The following is a 13264-nucleotide window of genomic DNA, read 5'->3' on the forward strand; positions in this document are numbered from 1 at the left end:
ATCAGGAGGTACAAAGATATGGGATATCGTGAAAAATACGATGAATGGTTGACAAGTACATACTTTGACGCTGAGACAAAAGCAGAGTTAAAAGAGATCGAATCCAATGAAAAAGAAATCGAAGACCGTTTTTATAAGGATCTGGAGTTCGGTACAGCAGGACTCCGTGGAGTCATCGGTGCAGGAACGAACCGTATGAATATCTATACGGTACGTAAGGCAACCCAGGGACTGGCAAACTACATCGCCGGAAAAGGTGCGCAGGCACAGGGCGTTGCGATTGCATACGATTCCAGACGGATGTCCCCGGAATTTGCGGATGAAGCAGCGCTCTGCCTTGCGGCAAACGGAATCAAGGCTTATGTATTTGAAAGTCTCAGACCGACTCCGGAGCTTTCATTCGCGGTGAGAAAGTTAGGATGCATTGCCGGAATCAATATCACAGCAAGCCATAACCCGCCGGAATACAACGGATATAAAGTATACTGGGAGGACGGCGCGCAGATTACACCTCCTCACGACAAAGGTATCATGGACGAGGTAAAGGCAGTGACAGATTTTGCCACTGTTAAGACGATGGACAAAGAGGCTGCCAAAGAAGCAGGCCTTTACGAAGTCATCGGAGCGGCGATTGACGATGCTTATATCGCAGAGCTGAAAAAACAGGTACTGCATCAGGATGCCATTGATCAGGTCGGCAAAGAGCTCAAGATCGTATATTCCCCTCTTCACGGTACAGGAAATATCCCTGCAAGAAGAGTATTAAAAGAGCTCGGATTTGAAAATGTATATGTAGTAAAAGAGCAGGAGCTGCCGGACGGCGAATTCCCGACGGTATCCTACCCGAATCCGGAATCAGAAGAGGCATTTGAACTCGGACTGAAACTGGCAAAGGAAGTGGACGCAGATCTTGTTCTTGCGACAGATCCGGATGCTGACCGTCTTGGTGTTTATGTAAAAGATACGAAGTCCGGCGAGTATAAGGTGCTGACAGGAAATATGTCCGGATGCCTTCTTGCTGAATATGAGATCAGTCAGAGACAGGCGTTAAAAGGACTGCCGGAGGACGGCTGTCTGATCAAGACGATCGTTACGACCAATATGGCAGACGCCATTGCAAAGTCATACGGCCTCAGACTGATCGAAGTTCTGACAGGATTCAAGTACATCGGACAGCAGATTCTCGGATTTGAAACGACAGGAAAGGGCGAGTATGTATTCGGCTTTGAAGAAAGCTACGGATGTCTGATCGGAACCCATGCAAGAGATAAAGACGCGATTGTAGCAACCATGGCACTGTGCGAGGCAGCGGCTTACTATAAGACACAGGGCAAGACACTGTGGGATGCCATGATCGATATGTATAACAAATACGGCTACTACAAGGACAGCATCCAGTCCATCACAATGAAAGGAATCGAAGGACTGGAAAAGATCCAGGCGATTCTTGAGACGCTGAGGAATAATCCTCCGGTCAAAGTGGGAGAATACCAGGTATTAAAAGCCCGTGATTACAACGCAGATACGATCAAAGATCTGGCAACAGGCGAAGTGACAGCAACAGGACTTCCGAAGTCCAATGTTCTCTACTACGATCTGACAGACGACGCATGGCTTTGCGTAAGACCATCCGGAACAGAGCCGAAAGTGAAGTTCTACTATGGCATCAAGGGCACTTCTCTTGAGGACGCAGATGCCAAGTCAGAGGCTCTTGGGAAAGCTGTTCTGGAAATGATCGACAATATGCTTTAAAATATCAGAAAACTTTGTGAAACCTGCGGAAAACAGGGGCGCAGCACTATAATTCACTTGACAAATATACAAGAAACCGTTATAACTTTTAATGAAGATAGCCCACGAAAATCAAGGGTTTGGAAAGTTAGATCATAAGAGATCAGAAAGATACTTTTATAACGGGAAAATAGGAGGATAAGTATTTATGAACAAAACAGAATTAATCGCAGCAGTGGCAGAAAAGGCAGAAATTTCCAAAAAAGATTCTGAAAAAGCATTAAAAGCATTCATCGACGTTGTAACAGACGAGTTAAAAGCTGGCGGAAAGATCCAGTTAGTAGGATTTGGTACTTTTGAAGTAAGCGAAAGAGCAGCAAGAGAAGGAAGAAATCCTCAGACAGGAAAGACTATGAAGATCGAAGCTTGCAAAGCTCCTAAATTCAAAGCTGGAAAAGCATTAAAAGACGCAATCAACGCATAAGATATTTATGAACGGAAATAGAGGGCTGTCAGGCCCTCTATTTTGTTACTATATTAAAGATACAGGAGGCAGTTATGAGACTGGACAAATTTTTAAAAGTTTCACGTCTGATCAAACGGCGCACCGTTGCAAATGAAGCGTGCGACGCGGGCAGAGTTACGGTAAACGGCAAGCCGGCGAAGGCATCTACAAAGGTAAAAAAAGGTGACGTGATCGAGATTCAGTTCGGCACGAAAGCAGTAAAGGCGGAAGTACTGGATATTCAGGATACGACGAAGAAGGAAGAGGCAAAAGAGCTTTTCCGTTATATTTAATTCAGAAAAGGAATAAAGGCGGGCGCGGATTCATAGTATATCTCAGAAGCACGTTGGAAGAAGCAGACAGGCTGACAACGAAAGAGAGGTTGAGAGAAGATGATGATGAGCAGCAGTATGATGAGCGTTACAGAAGAGGCACAGGTCCGGAAAGCACACAAACTGGTTGTCAATAACAGAAAGACAAGTCTTGTGACCGGAGTGCTGGATGTCCTGTCCTTTGATCTGAATGAGATTCTCCTGGAGACAGAACAGGGGATGATGATGGTGAAAGGGAGCGACCTCCATGTCAACCGGCTCAGTCTGGAAAAGGGAGAAGTCGACCTTTCCGGAAATATTGACAGCATTACATATTCAGATATGAAACAGACGACCAAACAGGGCGGAAAATTTCTTGCGCGCCTGTTCCATTAGGAGGCGGGCGATGAGCGGGCTGGGAGTCGAGGCGGATGCATTTTTAAGAGCATTTTTTTCAGGGATGTTCCTCTGTGGGGTATATGAGGTGCTGCGTCTTTTCCGGAGGATTATCCGGCATCATTCTATTGTCGTTTCCGCCGAAGATTTTCTGTACTGGCTGTTTTGCGGATTCTATCTGTTTGGCGAAATCTTTCAGACAAGTTCCGGAGAAATCCGGTGGTACTTTATCGCGGGAACTGTGGCAGGAGCAGTCGCCTTTTTTGCGGTTTTGTCAAAAACCGGCAAGTTCTGCGGAAAGATTTTTGAGAAAAAAACTGGAAAACACGGAAAAAGAGTTGATTAATCGTGGGAAAAAGGATACTATTATATGTATAACCTGGAACAACCTGAATCTACGGTGAGGTAAAGATGAAGATTTTTAAGAAAAAAACACGCACGTCTCAGAAGGGACCGCGGTTTTCCAGATATAAAGGAAGCGTTGTATTTATATCCTGTATTCTGCTTGTGCTTACGGCGGTGACGACCGTGCACAGCATTTCGCTCGGAGCTGAACTGCAAGACAAAAATGCGCAGATCACAGAGCTGGAAAAAGAGAAGAAGGCAGAGAAGCAGCGCACAGAAGAGATCGAAGAGTACAAAGAATATGTAGGGACGGATGAGTACGTCGAAGATACGGCCAGAGACAAGCTCGGCATGGTAAAGGAGAATGAAATTCTCTTTAAAGCTGAGGAATAATGATATGACATTGCACACAGAAGATAGCTTTGGGAAAGACTGATTTCCCGAAGCTGTTTTTTATTCTATTCAGGCAAAGTCTTTTCACGATACAGATATAAGAAGGGGCAGAAGATGGAAAAGAAGAGTTGTATGATGAATCCTTATGTGGAGCAGATGGAGAAATTCGGGAGATCGCTGGAGCATCTGGCGGATACGTTTTTCAGAATGGAAGAAAGGAAAGGGCAGTTTACCTCCGGCGAGGTGGAAGAAATGTTTTCCAGGGTATCTGAGAACGTGTGCAGAAACTGTGAAAACCGGTCCTGGTGTCTGGGAGAAAACAGGGTGCGGACGCATCAGATGGTATATGAAATTTTAAAAACTGCGGATGAATACGGAGCGGAACTGAATATGGATCTGAAAAAGAGGCTTCAAAGATACTGTATCCTGGCGCCGCGGTTTCTACGTGAGACGATGGAAACATTTCAGGATGCCAAGCAGGCGATGTTCTGGACCAATCGTATTGTACAGAGCAGAGAAGGATGCGCGGTGGAACTGGACGCCTTTGCGCGACTGATCCGGCATGCGACAAGGGAGCTGGACGCGAGCATTTTTTCGGATGAGCGTCTGGAAAAGCGGATCAGGACAAAGCTGAAAAACGAGAATATGCGGATACTGAGCATGGTCTTTTTGATGACACCGCAGGGAAGATATGAAATCCATCTGACCGCAAAGGCGGGGAAAGGACAGTGCGTCAGCACGAAAGAACTGGCACGGGTGCTGTCGGCCTGCACCGGACGGATCATGGAGCCGGCAAAAGACGAGAGAAGATCGCTGGGGCAGGAGTATGCGACCATTGTTTTCCTGGAGATGCAGCACTACTATACGCTTCAGGGAGTGGCAAAGATCGGAAAGGGGTGCGCGGATATTTCCGGGGACAGCTTTTCCATGATGGAGCTTCCGGCAGGAAAACAGGGAGCGGTTCTTTCTGACGGCATGGGTTCCGGAGAGGAGGCATACCGGGAGAGCGCCATGGTAGTGGATATGCTGGAGGAACTTCTGGAGGCGGGATTTCCGGCGCGGACAGCTCTGGAGATGATGAATACGGCGCTGGTGATCGGCCGGGAGGAGATCCGTTTTTCCACCATTGACATCAGTATTTTCGATCTGTATGAGGGGACCGTGGATATTTTAAAAGCAGGGGCGTCCACAACTTTTATCCGCCATCAAAATGGAGTGGAGAGGATCTGCTCTACCAATCTTCCCCTCGGGGTGATTCAGGATCTGGAAATCCAGAGCGTACATAAGCATTTGCAGAGCGGGGATTTCGTCATTATGATTACAGACGGCATCATGGATGCGCTTCCGGTAGGGGAGCAGGAATTTCTTCTGGACACTATCATCCGAGGAACAAGCCTGAACAATCCGAAAGAAATGGCGCACCACATCCTGGAACAGGTGCTGGAGTGGACGGGGGAAGAGCCGATGGACGACATGACCGTGCTGGTTGTGGGAATCTGGAGAATATAACTTGCTTTTTACGGAATTATTATATAAGATGAAGAAAAAGAGATACAGGAGAAAACGACGTGGCTGAAGAGAAAAAACGGGAAGGATTGCAGAAAAAAGTGGAATCCTATCTAAGACGATGGAATATGATAGAGCGAGGGGAACATATAGTTGCAGGTATATCCGGAGGAGCTGATTCGGTATGCCTGCTTTTTGTACTTTTGAGCCTGCAAAAGACAATGGGAATCCGGGTCACAGCGGTTCACGTCAATCACATGCTGCGGGGAGAGGAGGCCGACGCGGACGAACGGTTTGTGGAAGAACTATGCAGGCAGCAGAACGTCCCATGCCGTGTGTTCCGGATTGATGTGGCAAAAGAGGCGGAAAAGAGAAAATGCTCCCAGGAGGAGGCGGGCCGGGAAGTCCGCCGGGAAGCCATGCGAAAGGTGATGGTGGAAGAGCATGCGGACAAAATCGCGTTTGCCCACCATCAGGACGATAACGCGGAGACTGTCATTATGAATCTCTGCAGGGGAAGCCGGGTAAAGGGGATGCGGGGGATTCTCCCGGTCTCCGAGGAACTGATTCATCCCCTCCTCTGCGTGGGAAAGGCAGAAATCGAGGCGGCGCTGAAAGAGCAGGGGATTCCGTGGAGAATCGACGCGACCAACCTGGAGGATGCTTACACAAGAAACCGGATCCGCAACAGAGTCATGAAAGAACTAAATGAGATCAATCCGGGAACGGCAGAACATATTTCCAGAATGGCGGAAAAAATGTCTGAGTTGTGGGAATATATGGAAGCCGAAACGGGAACATATATTAAAGAATGTGTGAAGGAAACAGACGGCGGAAAGCTCATCCGGAAAGCGGAACTGGAAAGAGTTCCGAAGGTGTTCCGGGAGGAAGTTATCCGTTCTGTACTCTGCGAGGTGTGCGCAGGTGAAAAAAATCTGCGGGCGGTTCATGTGCAGGATATCCACGGGCTTATGGAAAAACAGCCGGGGAGAAGCATATCACTTCCTTACGGAGTCAGAGCACTTCGGACATACGAAGGAGTATTGATACAGAAAAAAGAGAAGATGGGAGAACAGCTGGAGAAAAAAACGGAAATCGGGTTTAAAATGCAGGTCTTTGACCGCCGGGAGGGCGAAAAGTGGCCAGATACCCCCTACACGAAATGGTTTGATTATGATATAATAAAAGGCAGACTTGTCATGCGGACACGCCGGGAGGGTGACTATATTACGGTCACCGCAGACGGAAAGCGTCAAACTTTAAAGAAATTTTTTATTAATCAGAAGGTTCCGGCCGGCAAACGAGATGAAATTCCGCTGATTGCAGACGGGAATGAGATCGTCTGGATCGTCGGGTACCGGCAGAATAAAGCGTATCAGATTACGGAAAGAACAGTAAAAATAGTACAAATAGAGATTTACGGAGGAGAAAAAAATGGCAGAGACAATTAAAGTATTGGTTCCGGAGGAGCAGGTAAATCAAAGGATCGAGGAGCTTGGAAAGAAGATCAGTGAAGATTATGCCGGAAAGCATGTACATCTGATCTGCGTCCTGAAAGGCGGGGTCTTTTTTATGTGTGAACTTGCAAAGAGAATTACAGTTCCGGTTTCCATGGATTTTATGAGTGTCAGCAGCTATGGATCAGGCACGGAATCAAGCGGCGTGGTAAAGATCGTAAAGGATCTGGATGAACCGCTTGAGGGGAAAGATGTGATTATTGTGGAGGATATCATCGATTCCGGCCGCACGCTTTTTCATTTGATGAAGATTTTGAATGAAAGAGGGCCGAAAAGCATGCATATCTGTACACTTCTGGACAAACCGGAACGCCGTGTGAAAGATGTCCACGTTGACTATGTCGGCTTTAATATTCCGGATGAATTTGTAGTCGGCTACGGTCTTGACTATGACCAGAAGTACCGGAACCTTCCGTATATCGGAGTGGTCGAAGGAGTAGAATAGAAAGGAGAAAAAGGAAGGTTGAATAATAAAAAGAACAGAGGCTTCGGCAGCGTATCAGTACTGATATTCATCGTGCTGATCTTCCTTGCTTTCTGGGTAACCAATCAGTCACAGCAGAGAAGCAGGACGCTGACGCTGGATGAATACCATGAGGCCGTCGAAGGGAACCAGGTGGAAAGCGCTGTCATCTATCAGGATCAGGCAGTTCCGACGGGTCAGGTTGAACTTTTGATGAAAGATTCCGGAGAATACCGGTATGTCAATATTTCCAATGTTCAGAACGAACAGAATTATCTGGAAAGTGAAGGAATCAGCTGTGAGTTAAGTGAAGTACCGGGTGAAAATGTATTTCTGACATCGATTCTTCCAACGATCATTATGGTAGGCGCGATTTTCCTGCTTTTCGCATTTATGCGAAGACAGAGCGGCGCAGCTGACGGAGGAGCGGGTGCCAAAGCAATGAATTTCGGAAAGAGCCGGGCCAGAATGAGTACGGATAAAGATAAAAAAGTCACATTCGATGATGTGGCAGGACTCAAAGAGGAAAAAGAGGAACTTGAGGAAATTGTGGATTTTCTGAAAAATCCTCAAAGATATATTCAGGTAGGGGCGAGAATTCCGAAAGGAGTACTGCTGGAAGGACCTCCGGGAACAGGTAAGACACTGCTTGCGAAGGCTGTAGCCGGAGAGGCGGATGTACCGTTCTTTACGATTTCCGGTTCAGACTTTGTGGAAATGTTTGTCGGAGTCGGAGCATCCCGGGTAAGAGATCTGTTTGAAGATGCCAAGAAACATGCACCGTGTATTATTTTTATCGATGAGATTGACGCTGTTGCAAGACGCAGAGGAACCGGTATGGGAGGCGGACATGACGAAAGAGAGCAGACACTGAACCAGCTCCTTGTGGAGATGGACGGATTCGGAGTCAATGAGGGCATCATTGTCATGGCTGCGACGAACCGGGTAGATATTCTGGATCCAGCAATCCTGCGTCCGGGACGATTTGACAGAAAGGTTCTCGTAGGACGTCCGGATGTACAGGGAAGATTTGAGATTCTTGCCGTACACGCAAGATCCAAGCCGCTCGGAGATGACGTTGATCTGCGGCAGATCGCGCAGACGACAGCCGGATTTACCGGGGCGGATCTGGAAAACCTGCTCAATGAAAGCGCGATTTACGCGGCAAAGCAGGCCCGCATGTACATTACACAGGAGGATATCCGGCGGGCATTTGTCAAAGTCGGAATCGGCGCGGAGAAGAAGAGCCGTGTGATTTCAGACAAGGAAAAGAGGATTACGGCCTACCATGAGTCAGGACACGCGATCCTGTTCCATCTCCTTCCGGATGTTGGGCCGGTCTATACAGTTTCCATCATTCCGACAGGAAACGGTGCGGCAGGATATACGATGCCGCTTCCGGAAAAGGACGAAATGTTCAACACAAAAGGGAAAATGCTTCAGGACATCACGGTTTCCCTTGGAGGCCGGGTGGCTGAAGAAATCATCTTCGATGACATTACGACAGGAGCGTCACAGGATATTAAACAGGCTACAAGCCTCGCAAAAGCGATGGTGACCAAGTTCGGCATGTCAAAGGAGGTCGGCTTGATCAATTATGACAATGACAGCGACGAAGTTTTCATAGGAAGAGACCTTGCCCATACAAGGGGCTACGGTGAAGCGGTTGCAGGGAAGATTGATGAGGAAGTGAAACGAATTATTGATGAATGCTATGAAGAAGCAAAGACAATAATAAATGAGCATATGGACGTATTACACAAGTGTGCATCTCTCCTTCTGGAAAAAGAAAAAATTTCCAGAGAAGAGTTTGAAAGTTTATTTACAGAAAGCTCTCAGGAAGAACAGATGCTGCCGGAGTAGATACGGGAAGAAAGGGAGTATGTTTATGAATAAACAGGCATTATTTTGTGATGGGACGGGAGTATATGTCATCCCGCCGGAACCGGTAGAAAATCAGAAGATAATTTTAAGATTCCGAACGGCGAAAGATGATGTGCAGGAAGTAAAAGTGGTCACAAGTGAGGCCTGTTTTTCTATGGAAAAAGGGCAGTCATCAGAAGTTTTTGATTATTATAATACCCGTATTCAGATAGGAAACGAGCCTTTGAAATATCACTTTGAAATTCGGGGAAATGATGGAGAAGTGGTGTATTTTAACCGCTACGGGGTAGTCGAAGAGCCGATGAAGACCTACGAGTTTGTGTTGATTCCCAACTTCTCCACACCGGAATGGGCAAAAGGGGCGGTAATGTATCAGATCTATACGGACCGTTTTTATAATGGAGATCCGGATAATGATGTTGTGACAGGGGAATACTATTATCTTGGAGCCAGATCCGAGAAAGTAGAAGACTGGAACCAGAAACCGGCCAAGGCGATGGCGATCCGTGAATTTTATGGCGGGGATCTTCAGGGAGTGCTTGATAAGCTTGACTACCTGCAGGAGCTCGGTGTTGAAGTCATATATTTTAACCCGCTGTTCGTTTCGCCGTCTAATCACAAATACGATATTCAGGATTATGATTATATTGATCCGCACTTTGGCAGGATCGTAAAAGACGGCGGAGAGATCCTTCCGGAGGGGTGTGCGGACAACAGTCAGGCGACAAAATATCAGGTACGAAGTGCCGGAAGGGCAAATCTGGAGGCAAGCAATCAGTTTTTTGCCCATGTGGTCGAGGAGATTCACAGACGCGGCATGAAAGTCATTCTTGACGGAGTTTTTAATCACTGCGGATCCTTCAACAAGTGGATGGACAGAGAAAAGATCTACCTGAAAGAAGGAACGTATGAGCCGGGCGCATACATTTCAGCGGACAGCCCGTACCGGGACTTCTTCAAGTTTTATAACGAAGATCCGGGCGCATGGCCGGATAACGGAAACTATGACGGCTGGTGGGGTCATGAAACGTTGCCAAAGCTGAATTATGAAGAGTCCGTAAAACTGGAAAACTATATTCTCAGGATCGGGAAAAAATGGGTTTCGCCGCCGTATAATGTGGACGGATGGAGACTGGACGTAGCGGCTGATCTTGGAATGTCAAAGGAATACAATCACGATTTCTGGAAACGCTTCCGGATGGCTGTCAAAAGTGCGAATCCGCAGGCGATTATTCTTGCGGAGCACTATGGAGATCCGAAAGAATGGCTTCAGGGAGATGAATGGGATACTGTCATGAATTACGATGCGTTTATGGAACCGCTGACCTGGTTTTTAACCGGTATGGAAAAGCACAGCGATTTCAGCCGGCCGGATCTGTGTGACAATGCGGATTATTTTATCAATTCCATCACGCACCATATGGCAGCAATGCCGACTCCGTCACTTATGACGGCAATGAATGAACTGTCAAACCATGACCATTCCCGTTTCCTGACACGGACGAATCATATGGTGGGACGTGTTGACCAGCTGGGACATGAAGCGGCAGAGATCTATACGAATCCGGCTATCATGAGAGAAGCTGTCGTGATGCAGATGACCTGGGTAGGAGCGCCGACAATCTATTATGGCGATGAGGCCGGGGTATACGGATTTACAGATCCGGACAACCGGAGAACATACCCGTGGGGAAATGAAGATAAAGAGATGATTGCTTTCCACAAGGAAGTTATCGCTATTCACAAACGTTACCGCGCATTCCGGACAGGATCGCTCAAGATGCTGACCTGGGAAGAAGGGATTCTTGCCTATGCGCGCTTCAATGACAGAAGACAGTTTGTTGTTATCGTGAACAACAGAAGCGAGGCGGCAACAGTCCGCGTACCGGTCTGGCCGGCAGAGATTCCGATGCAGGGATTTATGAGAAGGCTGATCTATACATATGATGAAGGATATACAACAGAGTTTGAAGAGTATATTATAGAAAACGGCGAGATTGTCCTTAATATGGGGAAACATTCCGCAATAATTTTAAAAAAGCGTGAATATTAGCCAAAAACTTGACAAACCGGCATAGATGTAGTAAAAGTTATAAAATAGTACAAGTGCGAACAGACGCAGGAAAGACCTACGAAAGGATAAAAGAACTATGGTCCAGAAAGAGAGTGGAAACGGAAAGCTTCCAGAGAACAGACCGGTACGCCGGCAAAAAAGACGTGCGGACGCATCCGGTCAGAAGAAGTCCGATTCAGACTATAATTTGGATGAGGGACAGGAACGTACAACGACAAGAAAGCGAAAGACAGAGGGGACAAGACGGAAGATTCCTGACAGACTTACGGAGGAGGAAAAACGGGCAAGAAGATTGAAGGAGATCGGAAGACGTAAAGAACGAAAAGCCGAGCGCGCCGGTGCAGCCAGAGGTATGGTATTTTTCGCATTTCAGCTTGCGGCATCTCTGGCATTCTTGTGGCTTCTGTGCTGGATGGATATTCTGCTTATGGAATACCTTCTGGGAATCGCGGGAGTACTTCTGGTACTGCTTGGAATCACATTGATTTCACAGCTGGCTGTACGGGGAAAGGGCAAGATTGTCGGCAAGGTATTCAGTTTTTTGATGACGATTGTTCTGGCTGTCGGATCTTTTTATGTTTATAAAACCGGCGGGGCACTCCTGAGCATTGCAGGCGGCGGATCGGAAAGTCATAAGATGGTTGCGGTTGTAAGAGAAAGTGACAAGGCAGAAGAGCTGAGCGATGCAGAAGATTATGTGTTTGGAATCCAGTATGCAACGGATGGAGAAAACACTGATAAAGCGCTTTCTAATATCAATAAGCAGTTGAAAAAGAGCATCGATACCGAAGTGTTTGATAATATGGAAGAGATGGCGCAGGCTCTGATGGATGAAGAGATCGATATCATTGTTTATGATTCCAACTATCAGAATACGATGGAGAAAGCGTCAGAAGGCTTCGGCTCCAATACAAGGGTGATTTACGAATATACAGTAGAAGAGACGCAGGATGTTTCTCTGGATGTTCCGGTTCAGTCAGAGCCGTTTACCGTGTATATCAGCGGTATTGATATCTACGGAAATGTGGAGGATTCCAGCCGAAGTGATGTTAATATCATCGCCACGGTTAACCCGACAACACATCAGATTCTGCTGGTAACGACTCCGCGAGACTACTATGTGGAGATTCCGGGTATTTCCGGCGGCATGAAGGATAAGCTGACACATGCAGGAAATTACGGGGTGGATGTTTCGATTGATACACTGGAAGAGCTGTATCAGGTATCAATTCCGTTCTATGCGAGACTGAATTTTACCTCCTTTATCAATATTATTGATATTCTGGGCGGTGTAGACGTAGAGTCTGAATATGCCTTCACAACAGGCACCGACGCCGGAGCTGTTGTTGAAATTCAGGAAGGCACGAATCACCTGGACGGTCAGGAGGCACTTGCGTTTGCAAGAGAGCGTCATGCGCTTGTAGACGGCGACAATCAGCGTGGAAAGAATCAGGAGGCACTGATTACCGCAATGATCAAAAAGATGGTATCTCCATCCATGATCGTAAAGGCGGCTGATATCCTTGACGAGGCAGCCGACAGTGTAGAGACAAATATGTCCATGAAACAGATCCGGGCACTGATCAAACAGCAGCTCAGCGATCACTCAGACTGGCAGATCTACTCGATGGCAGCCGACGGTATCGGCGGTCAGGAGATGTGCTATTCGACCGGAAGTCAGTATCTTTATGTGACGATCCCGAATGAAGACACTGTGGCCGAGATTGCGGACATGATTAACAAGGTGGAGGCCGGAGAGATGATCGAAGGCTCTGAGACGGCTGATGGAACCTGATAACCAACGGTTACGATTAAGATTTATGATACAAAAGAAAACGCAAGGGAAATTTTCCTTGCGTTTTTCTTTGGAATGTGGTATAAATAATTATTGGCAGGGCATGATACCCTGTATCATAAGGATGGATTCCCGAGTGGCCAAAGGGGGCAGACTGTAAATCTGTTAGCAACGCTTTCGGTGGTTCGAATCCACCTCCATCCACTTTGCCGCAGTGGCGGAACTGGCAGACGCACAGGACTTAAAATCCTGCGGGACTTATCCTCCCGTACCGGTTCGATTCCGGTCTGCGGCATTTGGAATGAAAACAAGGGATATATAAGAGGCGGAAAAGTCTAGGAAAA

The 13264-nt window shown here is 47.1% G+C and carries 12 protein-coding genes and 2 tRNA genes; all 14 read left to right on the forward strand.

All coding sequences use genetic code 11. The features are described 5' to 3' along the window. The first annotated feature begins 18 nt into the window (after positions 1-18). The 14 genes from B5G11_RS12340 (at position 19) to B5G11_RS12405 (ending at position 13215) form a co-directional block, all read left to right on the forward strand. Positions 19-1752 carry a phospho-sugar mutase gene (locus B5G11_RS12340; protein ID WP_087168833.1) on the forward strand — a complete coding sequence of 578 codons (1734 nt, stop codon included), beginning with the start codon at positions 19-21 and terminating at the stop codon, positions 1750-1752. Between the two features lie 187 nt (positions 1753-1939). Then, entirely contained in the window at positions 1940-2215 is a 276-nt protein-coding gene (locus B5G11_RS12345; protein WP_087168832.1) for an HU family DNA-binding protein, read from the forward strand. A 59-nt stretch (positions 2216-2274) separates the two neighbouring features. Then, on the forward strand, positions 2275-2529 hold the full coding sequence (locus B5G11_RS12350; RefSeq protein ID WP_118636889.1) for an RNA-binding S4 domain-containing protein: 255 nt from the start codon (positions 2275-2277) through the stop codon (positions 2527-2529). Between the two features lie 105 nt (positions 2530-2634). Then, positions 2635-2943, forward strand: a complete 309-nt coding sequence (yabP, locus tag B5G11_RS12355) for a sporulation protein YabP (protein ID WP_242959055.1) — start codon at positions 2635-2637, stop codon at positions 2941-2943. Positions 2944-2953: 10 nt separating this feature from the next. After that, positions 2954-3289 carry a spore cortex biosynthesis protein YabQ gene (yabQ, locus tag B5G11_RS12360; protein WP_087168830.1) on the forward strand — a complete coding sequence of 112 codons (336 nt, stop codon included), beginning with the start codon at positions 2954-2956 and terminating at the stop codon, positions 3287-3289. 65 nt (positions 3290-3354) lie between these two features. Continuing rightward, positions 3355-3681 carry a septum formation initiator family protein gene (locus B5G11_RS12365; RefSeq protein WP_087168829.1) on the forward strand — a complete coding sequence of 109 codons (327 nt, stop codon included), beginning with the start codon at positions 3355-3357 and terminating at the stop codon, positions 3679-3681. Positions 3682-3795: 114 nt separating this feature from the next. Next, the gene (locus B5G11_RS12370; protein ID WP_087168828.1) at positions 3796-5190 is read left to right on the forward strand and encodes a SpoIIE family protein phosphatase; all 1395 of its coding nucleotides are present in this window, start codon (positions 3796-3798) and stop codon (positions 5188-5190) included. A gap of 59 nt (positions 5191-5249) precedes the next feature. Continuing rightward, positions 5250-6638: a tRNA lysidine(34) synthetase TilS gene (gene tilS, locus B5G11_RS12375; RefSeq protein WP_087254170.1), complete on the forward strand. Its 1389-nt coding sequence runs from the start codon at positions 5250-5252 to the stop codon at positions 6636-6638. Then, entirely contained in the window at positions 6622-7149 is a 528-nt protein-coding gene (gene hpt, locus B5G11_RS12380) for a hypoxanthine phosphoribosyltransferase (protein WP_087168827.1), read from the forward strand. The genes tilS and hpt overlap by 17 nt, the downstream gene beginning before the upstream one ends. Positions 7150-7167: 18 nt before the next feature. Then, positions 7168-9030 (forward strand): ATP-dependent zinc metalloprotease FtsH, encoded by a 1863-nt coding sequence (gene ftsH, locus B5G11_RS12385; RefSeq protein WP_087168826.1) that lies wholly within the window; start codon positions 7168-7170, stop codon positions 9028-9030. A gap of 25 nt (positions 9031-9055) precedes the next feature. After that, on the forward strand, positions 9056-11104 hold the full coding sequence (locus B5G11_RS12390) for a glycoside hydrolase family 13 protein (protein WP_087168866.1): 2049 nt from the start codon (positions 9056-9058) through the stop codon (positions 11102-11104). Positions 11105-11201: 97 nt separating this feature from the next. Beyond that, entirely contained in the window at positions 11202-12920 is a 1719-nt protein-coding gene (locus tag B5G11_RS12395; protein WP_087254173.1) for an LCP family protein, read from the forward strand. A gap of 122 nt (positions 12921-13042) precedes the next feature. After that, positions 13043-13124, forward strand: a tRNA-Tyr gene (locus B5G11_RS12400). A 4-nt stretch (positions 13125-13128) separates the two neighbouring features. Next, positions 13129-13215 (forward strand) — tRNA-Leu (locus B5G11_RS12405). The last annotated feature ends 49 nt before the right edge of the window (positions 13216-13264 follow it).

Source organism: Drancourtella sp. An57 (assembly GCF_002161525.1).
Classification (GTDB): Bacteria; Bacillota; Clostridia; order Lachnospirales; family Lachnospiraceae; genus Sellimonas; species Sellimonas catena.

Bases quoted from the DNA above. Each gene is read 5' to 3' on its own strand.
- B5G11_RS12365 (WP_087168829.1), top strand. From the start codon at position 3,355: ATGAAGATTTTTAAGAAAAAAACACGCACGTCTCAGAAGGGACCGCGG.
- hpt (WP_087168827.1), top strand. From the start codon at position 6,622: ATGGCAGAGACAATTAAAGTATTGGTTCCGGAGGAGCAGGTAAATCAA.
- B5G11_RS12395 (WP_087254173.1), top strand. From the start codon at position 11,202: ATGGTCCAGAAAGAGAGTGGAAACGGAAAGCTTCCAGAGAACAGACCG.
- B5G11_RS12390 (WP_087168866.1), top strand. From the start codon at position 9,056: ATGAATAAACAGGCATTATTTTGTGATGGGACGGGAGTATATGTCATC.
- yabP (WP_242959055.1), top strand. From the start codon at position 2,635: ATGAGCAGCAGTATGATGAGCGTTACAGAAGAGGCACAGGTCCGGAAA.
- B5G11_RS12340 (WP_087168833.1), top strand. From the start codon at position 19: ATGGGATATCGTGAAAAATACGATGAATGGTTGACAAGTACATACTTT.
- B5G11_RS12345 (WP_087168832.1), top strand. From the start codon at position 1,940: ATGAACAAAACAGAATTAATCGCAGCAGTGGCAGAAAAGGCAGAAATT.
- B5G11_RS12370 (WP_087168828.1), top strand. From the start codon at position 3,796: ATGGAAAAGAAGAGTTGTATGATGAATCCTTATGTGGAGCAGATGGAG.
- yabQ (WP_087168830.1), top strand. From the start codon at position 2,954: ATGAGCGGGCTGGGAGTCGAGGCGGATGCATTTTTAAGAGCATTTTTT.